This is a genomic window from Thauera sp. WH-2, assembly GCF_048321015.1.
Taxonomy (GTDB): Bacteria; Pseudomonadota; Gammaproteobacteria; order Burkholderiales; family Rhodocyclaceae; genus Thauera.
In genome coordinates this window covers 1-19,649 of sequence record NZ_JBLWFG010000004.1, presented here as the reverse complement: position 1 = coordinate 19,649, position 19,649 = coordinate 1, and the positions used below count along the sequence as shown (strand labels likewise).

The 19,649-nt window shown below is 64.6% G+C and carries 17 protein-coding genes; 15 read left to right on the top strand and 2 right to left on the bottom strand.

Translation table 11 applies throughout. From position 1 onward, the window contains the following. The first annotated feature begins 32 nt into the window (after positions 1 to 32). The 14 genes from ACNKW1_RS08280 (at position 33) to virB5 (ending at position 17,265) form a co-directional block, all read left to right on the top strand. Complete coding sequence (locus tag ACNKW1_RS08280; protein ID WP_418364113.1) at positions 33 to 455, top strand: hypothetical protein; 423 nt, start codon at positions 33 to 35, stop codon at positions 453 to 455. Between the two features lie 15 nt (positions 456 to 470). Next, entirely contained in the window at positions 471 to 1,121 is a 651-nt protein-coding gene (locus ACNKW1_RS08275) for a type II TA system antitoxin MqsA family protein (protein ID WP_418364112.1), read from the top strand. Then, complete coding sequence (locus ACNKW1_RS08270) at positions 1,121 to 1,684, top strand: hypothetical protein (RefSeq protein WP_418364111.1); 564 nt, start codon at positions 1,121 to 1,123, stop codon at positions 1,682 to 1,684. The genes ACNKW1_RS08275 and ACNKW1_RS08270 overlap by 1 nt, the downstream gene beginning before the upstream one ends. Next, positions 1,681 to 2,916 (top strand): DUF6161 domain-containing protein, encoded by a 1,236-nt coding sequence (locus tag ACNKW1_RS08265; RefSeq protein ID WP_418364110.1) that lies wholly within the window; start codon positions 1,681 to 1,683, stop codon positions 2,914 to 2,916. The genes ACNKW1_RS08270 and ACNKW1_RS08265 overlap by 4 nt, the downstream gene beginning before the upstream one ends. Positions 2,917 to 2,985: 69 nt before the next feature. Next, positions 2,986 to 6,687, top strand: a complete 3,702-nt coding sequence (locus tag ACNKW1_RS08260) for a phage resistance protein (RefSeq protein ID WP_418364109.1) — start codon at positions 2,986 to 2,988, stop codon at positions 6,685 to 6,687. Between the two features lie 2 nt (positions 6,688 to 6,689). Further along, positions 6,690 to 9,470 carry a BREX-2 system phosphatase PglZ gene (pglZ, locus tag ACNKW1_RS08255; protein ID WP_418364108.1) on the top strand — a complete coding sequence of 927 codons (2,781 nt, stop codon included), beginning with the start codon at positions 6,690 to 6,692 and terminating at the stop codon, positions 9,468 to 9,470. 31 nt (positions 9,471 to 9,501) lie between these two features. Continuing rightward, the gene (brxD, locus tag ACNKW1_RS08250) at positions 9,502 to 10,812 is read left to right on the top strand and encodes a BREX system ATP-binding protein BrxD (protein ID WP_418364107.1); all 1,311 of its coding nucleotides are present in this window, start codon (positions 9,502 to 9,504) and stop codon (positions 10,810 to 10,812) included. After that, the gene (locus ACNKW1_RS08245; protein WP_418364106.1) at positions 10,809 to 12,920 is read left to right on the top strand and encodes a DEAD/DEAH box helicase; all 2,112 of its coding nucleotides are present in this window, start codon (positions 10,809 to 10,811) and stop codon (positions 12,918 to 12,920) included. The genes brxD and ACNKW1_RS08245 overlap by 4 nt, the downstream gene beginning before the upstream one ends. Before the next feature lie 661 nt (positions 12,921 to 13,581). Then, positions 13,582 to 14,586, top strand: coding sequence for a type IV secretion system protein (locus ACNKW1_RS08240; protein ID WP_418364105.1), 1,005 nt, complete (start codon positions 13,582 to 13,584; stop codon positions 14,584 to 14,586). A 348-nt stretch (positions 14,587 to 14,934) separates the two neighbouring features. After that, positions 14,935 to 15,294, top strand: a complete 360-nt coding sequence (locus ACNKW1_RS08235) for a mobilization protein (protein ID WP_418364104.1) — start codon at positions 14,935 to 14,937, stop codon at positions 15,292 to 15,294. After that, positions 15,291 to 15,488: a ribbon-helix-helix protein, CopG family gene (locus ACNKW1_RS08230; protein ID WP_418364103.1), complete on the top strand. Its 198-nt coding sequence runs from the start codon at positions 15,291 to 15,293 to the stop codon at positions 15,486 to 15,488. Before ACNKW1_RS08235 ends, ACNKW1_RS08230 begins: the two co-directional genes overlap by 4 nt. A 5-nt stretch (positions 15,489 to 15,493) precedes the next feature. Beyond that, complete coding sequence (locus ACNKW1_RS08225; RefSeq protein ID WP_418364102.1) at positions 15,494 to 16,123, top strand: hypothetical protein; 630 nt, start codon at positions 15,494 to 15,496, stop codon at positions 16,121 to 16,123. 12 nt (positions 16,124 to 16,135) lie between these two features. Next, positions 16,136 to 16,531: a hypothetical protein gene (locus ACNKW1_RS08220; protein WP_418364101.1), complete on the top strand. Its 396-nt coding sequence runs from the start codon at positions 16,136 to 16,138 to the stop codon at positions 16,529 to 16,531. A 14-nt stretch (positions 16,532 to 16,545) separates the two neighbouring features. Further along, the gene (gene virB5, locus ACNKW1_RS08215) at positions 16,546 to 17,265 is read left to right on the top strand and encodes a P-type DNA transfer protein VirB5 (protein ID WP_418364100.1); all 720 of its coding nucleotides are present in this window, start codon (positions 16,546 to 16,548) and stop codon (positions 17,263 to 17,265) included. A gap of 32 nt (positions 17,266 to 17,297) precedes the next feature. Here virB5 and ACNKW1_RS08210 read toward each other — a convergent pair whose 3' ends face one another. Further along, the gene (locus ACNKW1_RS08210; RefSeq protein ID WP_418364099.1) at positions 17,298 to 17,945 is read right to left on the bottom strand and encodes an exonuclease domain-containing protein; all 648 of its coding nucleotides are present in this window, start codon (positions 17,943 to 17,945) and stop codon (positions 17,298 to 17,300) included. Then, positions 17,938 to 18,669 (bottom strand): DNA-binding protein, encoded by a 732-nt coding sequence (locus ACNKW1_RS08205; protein ID WP_418364098.1) that lies wholly within the window; start codon positions 18,667 to 18,669, stop codon positions 17,938 to 17,940. The genes ACNKW1_RS08210 and ACNKW1_RS08205 overlap by 8 nt, the downstream gene beginning before the upstream one ends. Positions 18,670 to 19,080: 411 nt before the next feature. Here ACNKW1_RS08205 and ACNKW1_RS08200 point away from each other — a divergent pair, with 411 nt between their 5' ends. Next, positions 19,081 to 19,557: a hypothetical protein gene (locus tag ACNKW1_RS08200; protein WP_418364097.1), complete on the top strand. Its 477-nt coding sequence runs from the start codon at positions 19,081 to 19,083 to the stop codon at positions 19,555 to 19,557. Positions 19,558 to 19,649: the final 92 nt, after the last annotated feature.

The window sequence follows — 19,649 nt, the reverse complement described above, 5'->3', positions numbered from 1 at the left end:
CCGACTAAATATTTATCACGGTGATAAACTAGATGCCTGGTCTGTGGAAGATTGCCCGTGCCTCGCTGAAGCGTCCGACGTCATCCCGGCGCGCGATTGCGGGTGGTCCCGTGTTCGACCTCGTTGTGCTCCAGACACTGTTGGCCGATGGGGCGTTGACTGAAGACGAGGTTTGGGTCGCCACGGATCGATGTGAGCGAGATCTGGAGAATGAGCAGTGGAGCTATGAAGATGTGCTGCACATGCTTTCTTGCCTGAAACCGGCGGATTTCAAGAACGCCGAGTGGTGTCAGGTGAAGGGCGGGGAGACGTATCCTTGCGATGTTTATCGATTGCACTTTGACTTTGAACGGCGCGTGCGCAACGCACGTGGCCTCGAGGTGTATATGAAGTTTTCCGTGACCGACGACGGCCAGCTGAGTTTGGTGCTGGTGTCTTGTCACGGCTCTCGCTGAGGGGGAGGGTGAATCATGGGATTGGGTCTGTGCCCGGTGTGCCGCAAGGGTCACCTAGAGGCGGCGGAGCGTGTGCGTGTGTTCGAGCCGCACGGCAAGCGTGTGGAAGTGAAGCTGCAGACCTCGGTCTGCAATGCCTGCGGTGAAACGACGACCAAGGCGTCGCAGCACAGGGAAAACCTACGTGTGCTGGCCGAGCGCAAGGTGCATTACGGCGATCTGCTGATGGGCGAGGAGATTCTGGCTCTGCGCAAGCGCTACGGCCTGACGCAGCAGCAGGCGTCCAAGGTTTTCGGTAAGGGCAAGATCGCTTTTTCGCGCTACGAGTCGGAAACCACCTATCCGGATGAGAGCACGACGCTGCTCCTGACGATGGCGATCGAGCGTCCCGAGGTGATGAAAGCGCTTGCCGACAAGGCTGGTGTGGAGTTGTCACTTTGGAAGGAGCGCTGCGAGGATGAGCAGCGGGTGAAGCTGCGCTCGCTGCCGACGACGCGCATGGATACCCGGCGTCGCGACCGGACCCGGGTGAGCGTACACATTCCTGGACGCTCGGCAGACCTGAGCGGCATGTGGAGTGGGAGGGTCCATCTCACAGAACACTTATCCATGACCGCTTGCAATGACGCAGCCTCGTCCGCCGAGTTGATGGAGGCGATCGCCTGATGAAACCGGCACCGGTGCAATTGCTGCAGGTGATGTTCAAGAAGGTTTCGGTCGAGTGGGACGAGCGGCATGCGCCGCAGGAGCCTCCGAACCCATTCACGACCACCTTCATGTTCGATGGCGTCGATCTGACCACTGAGTTCAGCATCGGCGAGCTCGATCCGAACCACGAGCGGGGGCGGATGTACCTGATCAGCTTTCGGCTGGTGGTCGATAACGAGACTCGAGAAGACAAGGAAGATCAGAAGTATTCACCCTATCTCATCGATGTCGAGGCCCGCGGAGTCGTGCTCATTCCGAATGGCGCCGAAAAACTCGCTCCTCCCGAGGACCTGGCTGCGGTGAATGGCGCGTCGCTCCTGTGGTCTGCGCTGCGCGAGCAATTGCTTACCGTCAGTTCGCGGATGATGGCAGGACAGGTGATGCTGCCAACGATGAACTTTCATGATTTGAGGAAAGAGGGCTCCGGGGCATCGGAGCCTGCTGCTGTGCAGACGCTAAAGAAGCCGCTCAGCGGTGCCAAGGTGCGCAAGAAGGTTCCAAAGGGAGACGGAGCTGAATGACGGGGGTGGCGGAAGCCGTTCTTACGCCCGCTGAGCCGATTTTCAGCCTTGATCTGGGTGAGAACGGAGGGCTGTTTGCGCCCAGGTCGATTCAAGAGGCAAGTGATTGGGTCCAGGCTGAGATCAACTTCTGGTCTTGGCAGCGAGACCGGCAGAGTGGCAACCACACGAACGGCTTTCGGCAGGCACTGAGCCAACTCGCGAATGCACTGAGTTGTCTTCAACAAGCTCAGCAGTACGCGACGCATAACCCCCAGCAATACGACCAGCAGATTCAATCGGCCCAGGCTTCGGCGCGTGAGGCGCTGGTCGTGCATGGACTGCCGCACAGTTCGACTCCGCTCGCCAAGCGAATTGATCTGTACCGCGCTCAGAATGAGGCAGCCGCGAGCTTCTACGCCTGTGTCTTTGTCCCTCCGAGGGACGGGCATGGTCTGCAGCCGCAGACGCCGGACGCGTGGCGAGGCCTGGTAGAAGGCATTCTGGACCGCTATGAACTGCCCGCTTCGCTGAGGGAAGAGCGGCTCGAGGCGGCGAGCCAGGCATTCGAACAGCTTCGGGCGAACACAGCGTCCGTGGTTGGCGAAAAAACCGCGGCGATTGAGGCCCTGCACCGCGATTACGCGGAGCTTGCAAGCGACATCCGTTCGGCGCGTGAGGCCCAGCAAAACGACTTCGATTCGGCTCAACAGCAGCGGAGCGAGCATTTTGAGGCGCTGCTGGCGACGCACGAGGCGTCCATGAGCGACCTTAGAAAGGCGTTCCGGGACGAGATGGCGATGCGTGCGCCCGCGGAATACTGGAAAACCAAGGAGAAGCACCACAGGACGATGTCTTGGGTCTCGGGCGTGGCCGCCTTTGGCGGAATGCTCGTCGCCTCTCTCATGGTTGGGCGGCTTCTCGCCGGGCTTCTTGAGTCGACGCCGGTTGGGCAGGGGCCTGACAGCTGGAGGCTGGCTCTGGTTGGCCTGATCGGTCTCTTCTCTGTGTGGGCGATACGCTTGGTGGTGCGCTCATATCTGAGCAACTTGCACCTGGTCGGCGATGCAGCCGAGCGCCGGGTGATGATCCAGACGTACCTCTCTTTGCTCGAGAGTGGCGCAGCCGTTGGCGATCAGGACCGGCAGTTGATCCTGCAGGCCTTGTTCAGACCCGCTGCGGACGGAATCGTTAAAGATGAGGGCGTGCCGCCATCGGTCGTGGACTTCTTGACCCGAAGTCCCAAGACCTGAGCGGTGCTCTATGAATAGCCTTTGAAGGGTCGCTGGCACATGGGTGCGAGCGAGAGAAGGAGCGAGGCCATGCCTCAGTTGCTGAAAGACCTGATCACTATCCCTGAGCGCGTGCATCAGGGCGACTTCGTGCTGAAGCTCTCCGAAGGGGTGAGCCACGCCGAGCAGACGCTGCGCGACTACGTGGTTACGCCGCAGCTTGCTGACGCGTTCAACAATGCGATGGGTTTCATCGAGCAGGCGGTGCTGTCGGGCAACAGCAAGGCGGCCTACCTGCACGGCAGTTTCGGCTCGGGCAAGAGCCACTTCATGGCGGTGCTGAACCTGCTGCTCGCGGGCAACACGCAGGCGCGGGCGATTCCGGAGCTGGCCTCGGTCGTGGCCCGCCACGGTTGGACCCAGGGGCGCAAATTCCTGCTCGTGCCGTACCACATGATCGGCGCTCGCGACATGGAGAGCGCGATCCTTGGCCAGTACGCCGAGTTTGTGCGCAAGCAGCACCCCGAGGCACCCGTGCCGGGCTTCTACCTGGCCGAGGGGCTGTTCCACGACGCCGTGCGCATGCGCGAGACGATGGGCGACGCGGAGTTCTTCGACAAGCTAAACGCCGGCGCCCAAGGCAGTGCAGGAGGTGGCTGGGGGGCGCTCGACAGCGGCTGGGATGCGGCGAGCTTCGAGGCGGCGATGCTGGAGCCGCCGCACGGCGAGGAGCGGGCGCGGCTGGTGGGCGACCTGATCGGGCAGTTCTTCTCGGCCTACCGCTCGCTGGCGGCCGGTGGCGAGGGCTTCGTGCCGCTGGACGACGGGTTGGCGATCATGAGCCGGCACGCGCGCGACCTCGGCTACGACGCGGTGATCCTGTTCCTCGACGAGCTGGTGTTGTGGCTGGCGAGCCATGCGGCGGACGTGAGCTTCGTCAGCCGCGAGGGCACCAAGCTGGTGAAGCTGGTCGAGGCGACCAACGCCGACCGGCCGATTCCGCTGGTGAGCTTCGTCGCACGGCAGCGCGATTTGCGCGACCTGGTGGGAGAGAACCTGGCCGGATCGCTGCAACTGCAGTTCAGCGACGTGCTCAAGCACTGGGAGGCGCGCTTCCACCGTGTGACGCTGGAAGACCGCAATCTGCCCGCGATCGCGGAGAAGCGCGTGCTGCGTCCGCGTGACGAAGCGGCGCGGCAGACCCTGCAGGCCGCCTTCGAGGACGTGCTGAGGTTGCGCCGCGACGTGCTCGACACCTTGCTGACCACCGAGGCCGACCGCGACCTGTTCCGCAAGGTCTATCCCTTCAGCCCGGCGCTGGTGCAGACCCTGATTGCGGTGTCGGCGGCGCTGCAGCGCGAGCGCACGGCACTGAAGCTGATGCTGCAGTTGCTGGTGGATCGGCGCGAGGATCTCGAGCTCGGCCAATTGATTCCGGTCGGCGATCTGTGGGATGCGATCGCGGAAGGGGATGAACCCTTCTCCGAGGGCATGCGGCTGCACTTCGAGAACGCCAAGCGGCTCTACACCCAGCGCCTGCTGCCGATGCTGGAAACGCGCCACGGCGTGACCTGGGAGGCGATCAAGCTCGGCCAGGCGGATGCCGGCGCGGCGCGTAACCTGCGCAACGACGCGCGGCTGCTCAAGACCCTGCTGCTGGCGGCGCTGGTGCCCGAGGTGGAGTCGCTCAAGGGTATGACCGCCGGCCGGCTGGTTGCGCTGAACCACGGCACCTTCCGCTCGCCGATTCCGGGGCGCGAGGTGCAGGACGTAGTGCGCCGACTGCGCGACTGGGCGGGCGAGATCGGCGAGATCAAGGTCTCCGACGACAACAACCCCACGGTGGCGATCCAGGTGACCGGGGTCGATATCGAGCCCATCCTGCGGGCCGCTGAGGTGAACGACAACGACGGCAACCGTCGCCGCAAGATCCGCGACATGCTGTTCGAGCAGTTGGGCATCGAGGACGACGGTGGCCTGTTCATCCGCTACGAGTTCGTCTGGCGCGGCACGCGGCGCGAGGTAGAACTGCTGTATGAAAACGTGCGCCAGATGGCCGACGAGCGCCTGCGCGGCCGCAGCGAGGCGTGGTCGGTGGTGCTGGACTTTCCCTTCGACGAGGCCAACCGCACGCCCCAGGACGACATCGCCCGACTGGACGAATACAACGGCGGCAACACGCGCACCGTGGTTTGGCTGCCGGCCTTCCTGAGTAACAAGGCGATGGCCGACCTCGGGCGGCTGGTGATCCTCGACCACATCCTGCAGGGCGAGCGTTTCGAGCAGTATGCCGGCCATCTGTCCTTCGTCGAGCGCACGCAGGCGAAGGCGCTGGCGCGCAATCAGCTCGATTCGCTGCGCATCAAGCTGCGCACCCAACTCGACGTGGCTTACGGCCTGAGCACGGAACCGCGCGACGCGGTGATGTTTGCGCTAGAGCCCGAGCAGCAGTTCCGCTCGCTCGATCTCACCTTCGCGCCGCGACCGCCGGTGGGGGCGGACTTCCGTTCGGCCTTCGAGGATTTGCTCGGGCAACTGTTCGCCCACCAGTATCCCGCGCACCCGGAGTTCGATACCGAGATCAAGGCCAGCGTGGTCAAGAAGGTGTGGGCCGAGGTGCAGAAGGCGGTTGCCGCGTCGGGGCATCGTGGGCTGGTGGCCGACACGTCCACCCGACGCCTGGTGCGCTCCGTCGTGAATCCCTGCCGCCTGGGCGTGATGGGCGAGACGCATCTGCTGATCGAACACCGCTGGAGGGAACATTTTTCGCAATGCCATGCGCGCGATGGCGGTGGGGCGATCACGGTGGCGAGGCTTCGGCAGTGGATCGACCTTCCGCAGCCGATGGGCCTGCCCGTCGAGCTGCAGAACCTAGTCATCCTGACCTACGCGCTGCAGACGAACCGCAGCTTCGTGTTCGGCAGCACGCCGGTCGATCCGGGGGTGGAGCAGCTTGCCGACGACCTGGAGCTGCGCGAGCAGTCCTTGCCCGAAGCCTCGGAGTGGGTGCGTGCGGTGGAGCGTGCGGCGTCGCTGTTTGGCCTGACGCTGCCGCAGACGCTGAATGCGGCAAGCGTGGCGCAACTCGTCAGCCAGGTCCGCGAGGCGGCGAGGCCGAAGCGCATCAAGATCGGCGAACTTGTTGCCCGTGTGCGCGACCGTGCGGAGCGCTACGCGCCTGGGGCGCCCGGGTCGCGGCAGCGAAGTGCCGAATCGGCGCAGGCGCTGGTGGCGGCGCTCGTGACGGCCGATGACCGCGAACTGGTGCGCGTGCTGGCGTCGATGGCGCTCGAGACCTCGGAGACCGCGGTGGGTCGGACGCTGGGGCAGGCCGAGACCTCGTTGGCAGTGCTCGACGCGGCCAAGTGGCAGTTGTTCGATGCGATGGGCGATCTCGCCGACCATCGTCGGGATGCGGCACAGCTCATCCTCGTGCGCCTGAAGGAGGCGCTGACGGCAGACGAGCATGTGGTGCCTTTGAAGGCCCGCTTCGAGGAGATGGAGCGCGATGCCGTCCGGCTGCTGGCCGCAGCCGCAAGCATCGGTGCTCCTAGTCCTACAGCAACTGGTACCCCAGGGGTGCAGACAAGTACGCCCTCCACGCCATCCGAACCCACCGCGCCGACCGTACCGCAGCCGGGGCCGCGCACCATCGTGGTCGAAGAGGCCCAGAAAACCGACCTCAGCGCCCAGGAGGCGACCCGCGTGCTCGATGACTTGAAGGCGCGCCTGGCGAGCGATCAGGCGCTGGAACTGACGGTGACCTGGCGTCTGCAACGTCGGGGAGAATGAACATGGCACCTGCAACGGGGGTGTCGGCCGCGCAGGTCGCTGCACAACTCGAAACGATCGTCGCGAGGGACACTAGCGCCAGTGCCCGCGCGGTGGCGGTGCGCTCGGCGGCACGGCAGCCGTGGCCCGAGCGGATCAGCGCACGGGGGAGGCCTTTCGAGGTGCGCTGGTGCGACTCTCTGCTCGGCTTGCGCGAGGCGCTGCTCGGGCTCGAGCCGCAAGGCGCAAGCGGAGGCGGGCCGGACGAGGCCGGTGTCGTCCTGCTGACGCCCTTTGCAACGCACGAGTTGCCGGATGACGTGGCCGCGCGCCTGTTCAAGTCGCGCGTCTGGCAGCCGGAGGGCTGGGAGATCGTGCGCGAGATGTTCGAAGCGAAGGAGGTTGATGCCCGCCTCGCGCGCTATGGCTGGATGCCGCAGGTGCTGATCGATGCGGCGGCCGCTGGGCCCTACGACCCGGTGGCCACCGGCTTTCTCGATCTCGGGACGGCGTGGCGGGTTGTCCTGCAGCGCTGCCTCGGGCTGGAGAACGAACGACCCGACGCGCAAGCGTTGCTGGCCTGGACTCAGCAGCCCGACGCCGTCGCTCGGCTGGAAGCCCTGCCGGCCGCGGCGCAGACGGACGTGTGTGCGTGGCTGCAGGATGCAGCCGGCGCGGTCGGCAGACTGATTCTCGCCACCCGCAGGAGTGAGCGCCTGGCGGATGCTCTGCCGATCGGGCTGGTGTGCTCGGTGGTGTTCGCTTCCGATGCTGCCGGCCAGACGGAGCGGGGCCATGCGGCCGTGCGCCTGGAGCGTCATGTCGATGACGAGCACATCGGCGTGGTCGAAGGCCGGGCGTGGGCGAAAGCAGCGACCGCGCTCGTCACGCGTGACGGGGCTTCAGTCTGGCAGGGAGCGCTCGATCGCGCCGACACCCTGCTTGAGGAGTTGCGCGTCGCCGAGTTCGCTTGGTTGAGCGACACGCTTTACGCCGGTCTGGACCAGCGCATGGCGCGCTTCGGCTCAGCGATCGGGCAGTTTGTGGCGGACCTCTCCGGTGAGAAGGGGCGTGATGCGCTGAACGGGGCGGTGCGCGAGGTTTTGCAACGGGCGGCCGAGTTGCGCCGGCACGTGCTGGTGGGGCGCTTCACCCAGCGCCTCGAGCAGGTGGCAATGGCGTGCCGTCTGGTTAAGTGGCTGGCGAGGCCGACACTCGACCTCGATTCGGTGGCCGCTGCCATCGAATGGCAGGCGGACGAGGGAGCATTCGTCGATTGGGCACGTTTCCGCTTGCGCGGCGGCGATGACCTGGCGCCGGTGTCCGAGGCGTACGCCGCCCTGCGTGCTGCAGTGGCCGCCAGGCGGGCGCGGCTGGCAAAGGGGTTCGCAGGCATGCTCGCGCAGGGGGGCGGGCACGACTGGAGCCCGTCGCCGCGCATCGTGCCGGTCGAGAACGCGCTCGCGGACGTGGTCGCGCCGCTGGCGGCTGCGAGCCCGGTGCTCGTGCTGGTCATGGATGGACTGAGCGTCAGCATCTTCCGGGAATTGTTCGCTGATCTGGCCGCACTGAGCTGGTCCGAGTGGGTGCACAGCGACCTGGGGCATGCCCTGACCGGGGTGGCCGCATTCCCCACGGTGACGGAGGTCAGCCGTGCGAGCCTGCTCGCCGGCACCGTGACGACCGGTGGAAGCGCGCAGGAGAAAAGTGCGTTTGCGGCGCATCCGGCCTTGCTTGCGCGTAGCAATGCCTCGCAGCCGCCGAGGCTGTTTCACAAGGGTGAGCTGGCCGAGGACGGCAGCCTGTCGTCGCAGGTGCGGGCAGCGATTGCCGATGGCCGGCAGAAGGTGGTCGGGGTCGTTTACAACGCGGTGGACGACCATCTCGCCGGTCCGGACCAGTTGCATCAGGCCTGGCGACTGGAGGGGCTGCGCCTGCTGATGCCCCTGCTGAGAGAAGCGCGTGACGCACGCCGGGTCGTGATCGTGACGGCGGATCACGGTCATCTGCTCGAAGACGGCACGCGCCAGTGCGCGGGCGGTGAGCGCGATCGCTGTCGCGATGGCAGCAAGTTAGGCAGCGAGGACGAGATCGTCCTGCGCGGGCCGCGGGTGCTGACCGCCGCGGGGCAGCGCAGCGTGGTGTGCCTGTGGGGCGAGGACACGCGTTACACCGGTCGCAAGAACGGCTACCACGGCGGCGCTTCTCTGCCCGAGGTGGTGGTGCCGATGAGCGTGCTGGTTCCGCTGGGCATGAGCCTGCCGGGATGGCAACCGGCGGTGCCGCCGCAGCCCGAGTGGTGGGATCCGAGCTTGCCTTTCGGCGCGGCAGCGAACGGTCTGAAGGTGACGGACCGACCTGCCGCTTTGCCAGCTGCGGGGAAGCCTTCGCGTGCTCCGTCTCGCAAGCCGGCCGCGCCGGAGGGGCAGGGGGCGCTGTTCGATCTGGATGTCCCGGCTCCGGTGCCCGCCGAGCCAAAGCGCACGCACTGGGTGGACGGCTTACTTGCCTCCGACACTTATGCGGCCCAGCGCCGCCTGGCTGCCCGTGTGGCGCTACCCGATGAGCAGATGCGGCGTTTGCTGTGCACGCTGGAAGAGCGTGGAGGCAAGCTGTCGAAGACCGCGGTGGCGCAGCGTCTGGCTGTGCCCGAACTGAGGCTGGCGGGCATGCTGGCTGCGGCGCGACGGGTGCTCAACGTCGACCAGATGCCAGTGATGGAGCTGGATGAGGGCGCCGGAACGGTGGAACTGAACCTGAACCTGCTGATGAAGCAGTTCGGACTGAGCGCAACGGGGCAGTGAAGATGAAGCCAGCCAGGATGAAGGAGCGCGCATGATCAGCGCTGCCAAACGCGAGGACATCATCGGCGCGCTGCGCCGCGGGACGGTGCCGGGTTCGGGCCTCGACGCCTTTGCGGTTGGGGTGGATGCGTTTGTGCCGGTGATCGACGAGGAACTCGAGCGCGTCGCCGCCGGGCGTGGCGCTTTCAAGGCGGTGCGCGGCGAGTATGGCAGCGGCAAGACCTTCTTCGGGCGCTGGTTCCAGGAGCGTGCCCGCAGCCGTGGTTTTGCGGCGAGCGAGGTCCAGATCAACGAAACCGAGACCCCGCTGCACAAGCTGGAGACCGTCTATCGACGGCTGGTGGAGCGCCTTGGCACGGCAGACGCCGCGAACGGCGCATTCCGCAGCGTGATCGACGGCTGGTTTTTCGCGCTCGAGCAGGACGTACTGGCGGAGGGGGGCGTCGATGCCGATGACGATTCCGCCCTGCTGGCCAGGACCGATGCCTTGATGGAAGCGAGGTTGGCGGCCATCAGCAAGGCGGCGCCGGCGTTTTCGGCGGTGCTGCGCGCCTATCGGCAGGCGGTTGCACGGGGCGATGGAAGCCTCGCCGACGGACTGATCAGCTGGCTGGCGGGGCAGCCCAATGTGGCCGCGAGCGTGAAGCGGGCGGCAGGCATCAAGGGGGATCTGGACCACTTCGGTGCGGCGAATTTCCTTGCCGGTCTGCTGGTGATCCTGCGTGACAGTGGTTACGCCGGGCTGGTCCTGGTGCTCGATGAAGTCGAGACTTTGCAGCGCATGCGGGCCGACACCCGGGAGCGCGGCTTGAACGCGCTGCGCCAATGGATCGACGAGATCGACGCCGGACGCTACCCGGGGCTCTATCTGCTGGTTACGGGTACGCCGGCCTTCTACGACGGCCCACAGGGCATCCAGCGTCTGGTTCCGCTTGCGCAGCGTCTGCATGTGGATTTCGCCACCGAGGCCAGATTCGATAACCCGCGTGCGGCGCAGATCCGCTTATCGACCTTCGATCATGGCGCCCTGGTCGCAGTAGGGACGCGGATACGCGACATCTACGCCGAAGGCGCGCGAGACCAGGCGCGCATCCACGGTGTGGTCGATGATGCCTACGTGGAAACCCTGGCCCGCGCCGTGGCCGGCGGGCTGGGTGGCAAGGTAGGGGTTGCGCCCCGCCTGTTCCTGAAGAAGCTTGTCGCGGACGTGCTCGACCGGGTGGATCTGCACGCCGACTTCGACCCGCGACGCCACTACAGCCTGACGCTGTCCGAGACCGAGATGTCTGCCGCCGAACGGGCGGCGGCGAATGCGGACTCGGTGGACGACATCGCGCTGTGAGCGCGCCCGACCCGAGGCGGGAACTGGGTGTTGATCCTTTCGATACCCTGCACCCCGCGCTGCAGTACCACGTCGTCAATTCGCTGGGCTGGACGTCTCTGAGACCGACGCAGATCGAGGCCATCGGCCCGATCCAGGAGGGGCTCCATTGCCTGTTGCTGGCGCCGACTGCAGGTGGCAAGACCGAGGCGGCGATCATCCCGGTGTTGTCGCGCATGCTTCGCGAGAACTGGAGCGGCGTGAGCGTGCTGTACGTCTGCCCGATCAAGGCGCTGCTCAACAACCTTGCCCAGCGTCTCGAACACTACGCAGGACTCGTTGGCCGACGGGTGGAGCTCTGGCATGGCGATGTGTCGCAGTCGCGCAAGCAGCGTGCGCTGAAGGACCCGCCCGACATCATCCTGACCACGCCCGAATCGATCGAGGGCATGCTGATCTCCACCCGGGTCGAGCGCGATACCTGGTTCGGCAGCCTGCGGGCGGTGATCGTGGACGAGCTCCACGCCTTTGCGGTCGATGATCGCGGCTGGCATCTGCGCGCCATCCTTTCCCGCCTGGCGGACTACACGGTGCGCCCGCCCCAGCGCATCGGACTGTCGGCCACCGTCAGCAATCCGGATCAGTTGCTAGCCTGGCTCGCTCCGGAAGGCGAGCGCAGGGTGGTCGGCAGTGCGGGGGTGAGCACCGATGCCGACGTCACGCTGGACCACGTCGGCTCGCTCGAGAACGCGGCAATCGTGATTTCGCGCCTGCATCGCGGCAAGAAGCGCCTCGTCTTCTGCGATTCGCGCAGCTACACCGAGCAACTCGGCAACCTGCTGCGGGGCCACGGTGTGCGCACCTTCGTCAGCCACGCGTCGCTGAGCGCGGTTGAGCGTCGTCAGGCCGAGACGGCGTTTGCGGAAGAGAAGGACTGCGTCATCGTTGCCACCTCCACGCTCGAACTGGGCATCGACGTGGGTGATCTCGACGTCGTCATCCAGATCGATGCACCTTCGACAGTGTCATCGTTCCTGCAGCGGATGGGCCGTACCGGCCGTCGCGCCGGAGCGAGGCGCAACTGCCTGTTCCTTGCCACGACCTATCAGGGTTTTTTGCTGAGCCTCGGCGTGCTGCAGAAGTGGCAGGAGGCCTGGGTGGAGGCAGCGCTGCCGCCTCCCGAGCCTTGGGGTGTGGTGGCCCAACAGGCGCTTGCTATGGTGCTGGAGCAGGGCCTGGTGCCGCGACATGCGTTGCTGCAGCGCTTGCAGAGGGCTTTCCCGGAATGTGAGCAATCCGACATCGCCTTGCTGGTGGATTCGGCCATCGACAAGGCCTACCTGTCGATGGCTGAGGCGGATCTCCTGCAGGTTGGGCCCACCACCGAGCGCGAGTACGGCCGGGGACATTACAGGGACCTTCTGGCGACTTTCTCGGGCTCACCGCTGTTGACCGCACGCTTCGCGGGTGCGGATGTCGGCTATGTCGATCCGAGTGCCCTGACGGGCGATGATGCGCCGATGAACATCCTGCTCGCGGGGCGAAGCTGGAGGGTGGTCGACATCGACTGGGGGCGCCGGGTGGTGACACTCGAGCCCGGTACGGGGGGGGGCTCGGCACGATGGACTGGAACTGGCCGCGTGCTTGGAGGCGAAGTGTGTGGGGCGATTCGGATTGTCCTGCAGCGAGGGACGGTCTCGGGCGTGACGACGTCGAAACGAGCGGCTGCCGCGCTGGAGGAGTTCAGTGGGGGGCTCCCCTGCGCAGGCGAGGGACCGATCATCACGCATGATGGGAAGGACCGCTTTAGGGTCTGGACCTACGCGGGAACACGTTTCAATCGCTGGCTCGGCTATCAGCTGCGTGAGGTGGTGGGGCCGTTGCGCGAAGACGAACTCGGTCTCGACATGCGCCGGGACCCGACCGAGGCGATGCGAGGGATGGCTGCGCGAAGTGTCGCGCTGAGCACCAGCGAGTTGGAGCAGCGTAGGGCGGAGGTCAAGTTTGGGGAATGCGTGCCGGCGGGGTTGCTCGAGCGGTTGTTGGTTCGCAGGACTTATGAGGCGGCTTCGAGCGGGCCCATCGCGGCCAGCGTTTGGTCGAGCATGAACATCGCCGATAGCCGGTAGTTCGGCTCCGGACGGGGGGCTGGCCCTTCCTCCGCTCTTCCTTGCGGTGCCCCGGGAAGACCACTGCCAAACGATCGCGTTTGATCCTCGGGGCAGGGTTTCCCTGCCCTGGGGCAAGCGTGTGGAGCCTTCTTCGCGTCAAGGGGCCGTGTCCTCGGCTGCACCTGCGGGCCGCACCAACCCCTTGACCCGCCTTCGGCTAGTGCGACCGAGAACGGGGTGTTCCGACGATGGTTGAATGTGGAAGGCGTTGTTACCGGCGATCGCCGATGTTTGCCTGGTTAAGGGCGTTCTGGATTAGGGCAGTTCACCTGGGGTTCGTGTTTTGTCTAACTTTTGTCCTATATTTGTCCTATATAAAACAATAGCTTAGAGTTCACGTAAATCCTTTTTGCGTATATCCTTCCTGCGTGTTTGATCAGTTCTGACGAGCTCAGACAAGGGGGGTGTATGGCGCAAATAAGCGAATTTCTGGTTCTGCTTCCGCGCCCAGCGGGCGTCTTGTTCTACGTCGGTCGTGATCGTAGGAATGGACCGGCGCGTTGGGGTAGTGCAGCGGAGGCTGTGCGCTTTGACGAGTTCGAGGCTGCGGCCAAGATCAGCCGGCGGCATTGTGGCAGCCATGTGATCGGCCGTTTGGCGAACGCCGGGGAGCACTGATATGACGTTCAGTGTCTTCCAGGACTTGTTTGCAGAGGTCGATGACGCAACGAGCGTATTCGTGTCGGATGTGATCGGGCGCCTCATCGCGGAACTCACGCCCGTGTTGACGGTGGGACTCACCTTGGCATTCATCGGCTACGGGCTCCTGATCGTCCGCGGTGCTATCGACATGCCGGTGATGAACTTCGTCGGGCGTTCCGTCCGGATCGGCATCATCACCGCCGTCGCACTGGCGGGCGGGATCTACCAGGCGCAGATTGCCGATGCCATCCGGACGGTGCCCGATGCGTTCACTCAGGCCATCCTGAGCGATCCATCGGCAGTTGCCGCCAGCGTGATCGATGCCGCTGGGCAGAAAGGGCTAGATCGGGCGACTGAAGCGTTCGAGAAGTCTTCGGTGTTCTCGGCAAACGGTATGGCCTATCTCGTCCTGGCAGTCGTTTATGGTTTCAGCGCCGCGATCATGCTGATTTTTGGGGGCGGCCTGATCCTGATGGCGAAATTCCTGCTCGCCCTGCTTGCCGCATTCGGTCCGATGGCGATATTGGCGCTTCTGTTCGAGCCTACTCGCCAACTCTTCGATAGGTGGATGGGGCAGGTCGTCGGCGCCGGCCTCACGATCGTTTTCGTGGGGGCAATCTTCGGCTTGCTGCTCTCGATCTACGGCCGGCTCATGGATGGGCTGGATTGGGGTACGACCAATATCGGCTGGCATATGGGTGGCACCATCATCATCACCGGGGTTGCCGCGATGGTGTTGCTGCAGGTGTCCTCGATCGCCGCCTCATTGGGCAATGGCCTCAGTCTCGGCATCCTGCACGAAGTCCGCGCGGTGCGTGGTGGGGCGGTCGCTGCTGCGCGTGGTGCTCGATCTGTGGTGAACAACCCCCTTACACGTACTGCCGTGAGTAACCCGGCAACGCGCGCTGCTGCCTCCGGTGTTGCCAGTGTCGGCCGTCGTGCTGTTGGGTACTTCAAGGGGACACGTCGTGATGCAGCGTGATCGCCCACGTCTTGTCCGATGGTTGTCCTACATCTGGCCGCTGCTGTCCCACGTTTGTCCTAGCTCGCGGTTCTTCTCAATGACCTTGCGGTCATTGAGTGTGGGTTTTGACCTTCCTGTTCGTGCCTTGCGCCAGACGTCATAGGTGCTGCTGAAAGGTGGGTGTCCTTAATCCTTAAATCGAGGGCATACACCATACGCACCTTGCTGGTTCGACCAACTAACTGATTTATAGATAATTTTTTCGGTTCCCCAGAAGCCGGTCGTAGTCCCGTAAAACTACGGAATGGCCTGCATCCTGCGTATTTACTGGCTTTCCCGCACTACGCGACGGACCACGGAGGCGATATGTCGTTAGATGCCATTGTCAAGATGAGGTTGGGCCGCGAACAGCACGCCATTTATGAGGTTGAGGCAGCCGCGCGCGGCTTGCCGCTGACGACCTGGTTGCGGCAGCGCCTTGACGCCGCCGATCAGGTTCATGCCCAGCTTAATGCCTTGGAGTGCGAACTCGCTGCATTGCGAGCAGCGGTGGGCCGGCTCGAAAACGGATGGGAATGGAGCACTGCTGCCGAGGACGGGAAAGGCAGTGCCTTGCTGGTGGAAGTCCTGCTGCTGATGCGCGCGTTGGCGACGCCGCAGCAGGTTCAGATGGTCCAGGCGGAATTGCGGCGCATCGGCTTGACCGCCCGGGAGGGGCCTGCGTGAGAGTGAAATTGCCCGCGGTATCGGCTCGCCTCGATGCTGCATTGAAGGGGGAGTTCGAGGCTGCCGCCGCTGCGAATGATTTGACGCCGAGCCAGGTTATCCGCCGCCTGATAAGGGATTACGTGACGCGGTATCAGCACGAGGAAGCGCACCAACGCGGGTGCAAGCGCGCCGGGGAAGGGGGCACAGAATGAGATGCGTGGAAGTCACGAATTGGGTGGGCAGGGCTGCGCTGTCGATCATGCTGATCGGGTGCGTCGGGGATGCGACCGAGCCCAACGAAAAGAACTTCGCTGCCGCGTTGAGTACCTCCCTTGAGAAGGAGGGGGCGTTTTGCTTGCCGTTGCAGTTTCCGGTGGCTCTCAACAGCGGTGATCTGGTGGTGAATAGCGATCGCCGCAAGCAGATGCAGGCCCTCGAATCGGTTGGACTCGTTCACGCGACCGAGTACGAGCTCGAAGAGCGCAGCGTGTTTGGCGGCACGCGATCCGCGAAGCTGCCGCGCTATGACCTTACTCCTGCCGGAGCCGAGTACCGAGGCCAAGGGGGCCGTGGCGCTGACCAGGCTGTGTCTGGTTTGTGCTACGGCAAGCCTCGGCTGCATCGGATCGTTTCGTGGGAGGGGCCGCGCCAGGTCGACGCCTCGATGGTGGCCCTGGTTCGCTACACCTACTCGATCGAGGGCCTCGCGCCGTGGGCGAACGATGCCGCCGTGCAGGGGGCGTTTCGGCCCTTGAGGGAACGTGTGCGCGGCGCTGGCACGTTCGAGAAGCTTGTTCCGCTGCGACTGACCAATAACGGTTGGGCAGCGGCCGGAAGGCACTTTTGAGGGGGCGCGAACATGGTTCATGACAACAAGGTGGTTTTCCTACGTCCTCGCGACCGTCTCGAAGACGTCGATCACCGTGAAACCGATGAGGTGCCGCCGCCCGCCGTGCACCAGGAACATCCGCAGAGCCGTCGCGGATTCGCCATCGCCATGATCGAGCTCCTGCGCTACTTGTTCGTGGTCGTGCTGATCTTCTTGCGGCTGCCGATCAAGTTTGCATTGAGCTTCTTTGCCTTCGGCCTGACGGCAGCCGGGGTGCTGGTGTACATCGGCTACCCCGAAGGGGCCGCTGCCCGCGAGGCGATGCTGCCTTGGGCTCCGGTTGGTGGCTTTGCCGCCTTTGCGCTGAGCTACGCGTACGACTCGATCGTGATGTGGCTTTCGCGTGAACAGCTTTTCTTGCACTAACCAGGAGCACAACCATGAACAGAATCCTTCGCCCCCTCGCACTGGCTGCAGGCCTCGCCATCGGCAGCGGCGCGCACGCCGGTATCCCGGTCATTGATAACGTGGCGATCGCCAAAGCAGTCCAGCAGGTGGCAGCCTGGGGAAAGCAGTATGAGCAGATGGCGGCGCAGATTCAGGAGGCCCAGAAGCAACTACAGCAACTCGAAACCACCTATCAGTCGATGACTGGCAGCCGCGGACTCGGCTCGCTGCTTGCAAACCCGGGCCTGCCGCAGTTCCTGCCCGACGAGTGGAAAACCGTCTACGAGACAGCCGCCGGTGGCGGCTACGCGGGCATCTCGGGCTCCCTGTCGCAGATCGTCGCCGACGAGGAACTGGCGGGCTCGGTAGCTGACATCGAGCAGCAGATCATGAAGCGCAGCCGCGAAACCGCCGCTACCGACAAGGCGGCGGGTCTGCGTGCTTATGATGGCGCCAAGGCGCGGCTCGTGCAGATCGAGGCCTTGATGAGCGAGATCAACGCGACTTCGGACCCGAAGGCGATCGCCGAGCTTCAGGCGCGCATCCAGGCCGAGCAGGCCGCGATCAGCAACGAGGCGACCAAGCTGCAGATGATCGCGATGCTTCAGCAGGCCGAGCATCGGCTGATCGAGGAGCAGCGGGCACAGTTGAACCGTCGGATCATGTCAGGCGCGAATACAGGGTTTCCATCGTTGCGCAGTGGCACACCCTGACATAAAGGTTAATCCTCCAACCCCGGACACCGTCAACACGTTCTGCGGGTTGACCGCTCTCGAAGCGCGATCCTCCCGACTGGGTGACTGATGTTGCCGCTTGCCATTGCCCGCACGACGCCGAGCGTCATCAGGCAGTCGCCGAGCGCGCGGTGAGCGTTCTCGACCCGCACGCCCTGCTGCTGCGCTGCCGTCGAAAGCTTCTGCCAGCGATACCGCCCCTTCTCCTCGCTCCACTCGCCGTGGAGCTCGGCATAGGCCTGCATCGCGCAATGCACGGTACTGTCATCGAGCGCGAGGTCGAAGCACTGCGGCGCCTGCAGGCCGTACCGGCGCGCGGTCTGGCTGATCACCCTGGCGTCGAATTCTCGGCTGTAGATCACGACTTGGCGGCCCTCGACCAGGTCGCAGAATCGATCGTGGATATCTGACCAGGTCGGCGCGTCGGCGAGCATGGCGTCGGTGATGCCGTGGATCGCGGCGGCCTCGGCCGGGACCGGGCCGCTCGGGCGCACAAGGGTGTCGAGCAGCACGGTGCCGGCGCAGTCGATCACGGCGAGCTCGACGACCTCGGCGTCGTCGTCGAGGCCCGTCGTTTCCGTGTCGAGGATCAGCGCATTGGTGGCCAGCCAGGCACAGGCGCGCTCGACCGCCGCATCGGCTGCTGCGTGGTCACGCACCGCCTTTGTCCTTGCCGAGCGCCTCGAGCAGCTTGGCGTTCTGCGCCTGCAGGGCTTCGAGCTGGCCGGCGAAGTGCGCAGTTTTCTCGCGGGCGGCTCGCGCTTCCTTCTCGTATTCGTCGCGAGCCTTCTCCGCGGCGAGAACCTTGTCGGCACAGCGCTGCGCTTCCTTCGCGACCTCCTTGCGGTGCTCCTGGTGCGAGTGCTCGGCGGCGGCCAGCCGCTCCTTGAGCTGAGCGATCTCGACGGCTTGCTTCTGGGACTCGATCACCTTCTCGGCGAAGTGCTGCTCGAGCTTCTCGCGCTCGGCCTTCATGTCCGCGAGCGCCTGTTCCAGGTCGTCGACCGTCTGCGCCGCATCCGCGAGCTCGCGCTCGGCCTGCTCACGCTGCTCGCCAGCGGCGCGGACCACCTCGCCGACCCGGCGCTCGGCGGCCTTCACCGCCTTGTCGTTGAGCTCGACCGCCAGCGCGGCGATCCGCTCGGTCAGCGCCTTGGTCACGGCCGCGACCGTCTCGGCGACCTCGACCGGGAGCTCGGCGACGGGCTCGACCTCGGCGGTCTGCTTGCTGGCGAGGTGCTCTTCCCACACCTGGCGCAGACGCGACGGGTTGCCGCCGCCGACCTTCTGCCGGAGGGCGAAGCCGGTGACGTTGCGGCCGGAGGCCTGGATGGTCTCGCCGGCGGCGATGATCTCTTCGGTGGTGTATTCGACTGGGCGCATGGCGGAATCTCCTCGACGGGACGCCACAACTATACCACAAGAAAGAAATAAACAAACTAATAAATAAAGTTATTTGACCGGACCGGCTGCCGCCGGCTTAACAGCGCCGCTCCACGGCGGTAATCGGCAGAGAACTCGTGTTTTGGCTAAGCCACCACGCACGGAAACGGCCGCAGTGCCGCGAACGATGGTCGGTCGAAGGGAGGATTTAGGTCGAGGGTCGAGAAACCGCTCAGAGGGGCGTCTCAGAAAACGGAAAAAATCGTACGCAAAGCCGCTGACTGGCCTCGGATCAACCTGCAAGAGAAGCAAAACGCGGCGCCCTAAACGCCCGGGTTTGTTGACTGAACCGGCACATCCGGCATAAACAGGGCCTTTCACCCGCACAACATGAACAGGAATCCAAAATATATGCTGAAGAAATCTGCCCTGCTGTCCTTCTGCCTGCTCTCTAGTCAAGCCTTTGCCAGCTCCGGCATCTATTTGGACGGAAGCGTGGAGTTTAGTGGCCGCTGCGCTGATCTCACGGTTGAGGGTACGGCCTTCGACGGCTTCTCCATGCCTGTGAAATCAATGGGCTTTTCCGTTTCGCTCAACGAGAAGACCGTCTTCGATGACGGAACCGTGAGTTCGACACCTGTTTTTGTTTTCGAGCACATGGCCATGAGGTGCGTACTGCACCAAGGTGACCCGAAGCTAATCATTGCTGGTAGCTGTGCTGCCAACGCCACAGTTTGCGGCAAACCGTGGTTCTACGTCCTGGACGCGAAAACGGGGCAGATCCTCGCGCCCAAGGACCTGAAAAAGGATCTCTGCGATGCGAAATGCGCTGAAAAAGTGGGCTTAGGCGGCATGGCTGAGTATGTCGCAGAGGACTACTTCGACTGATCAACCCGCTTCGAAAGCCCGCCAGACGGGGCTTGTTTGTGTTTCATCGTGGCCCGGCTGGGCCGCCGATCTGCGCAGCATCGGCGACATTC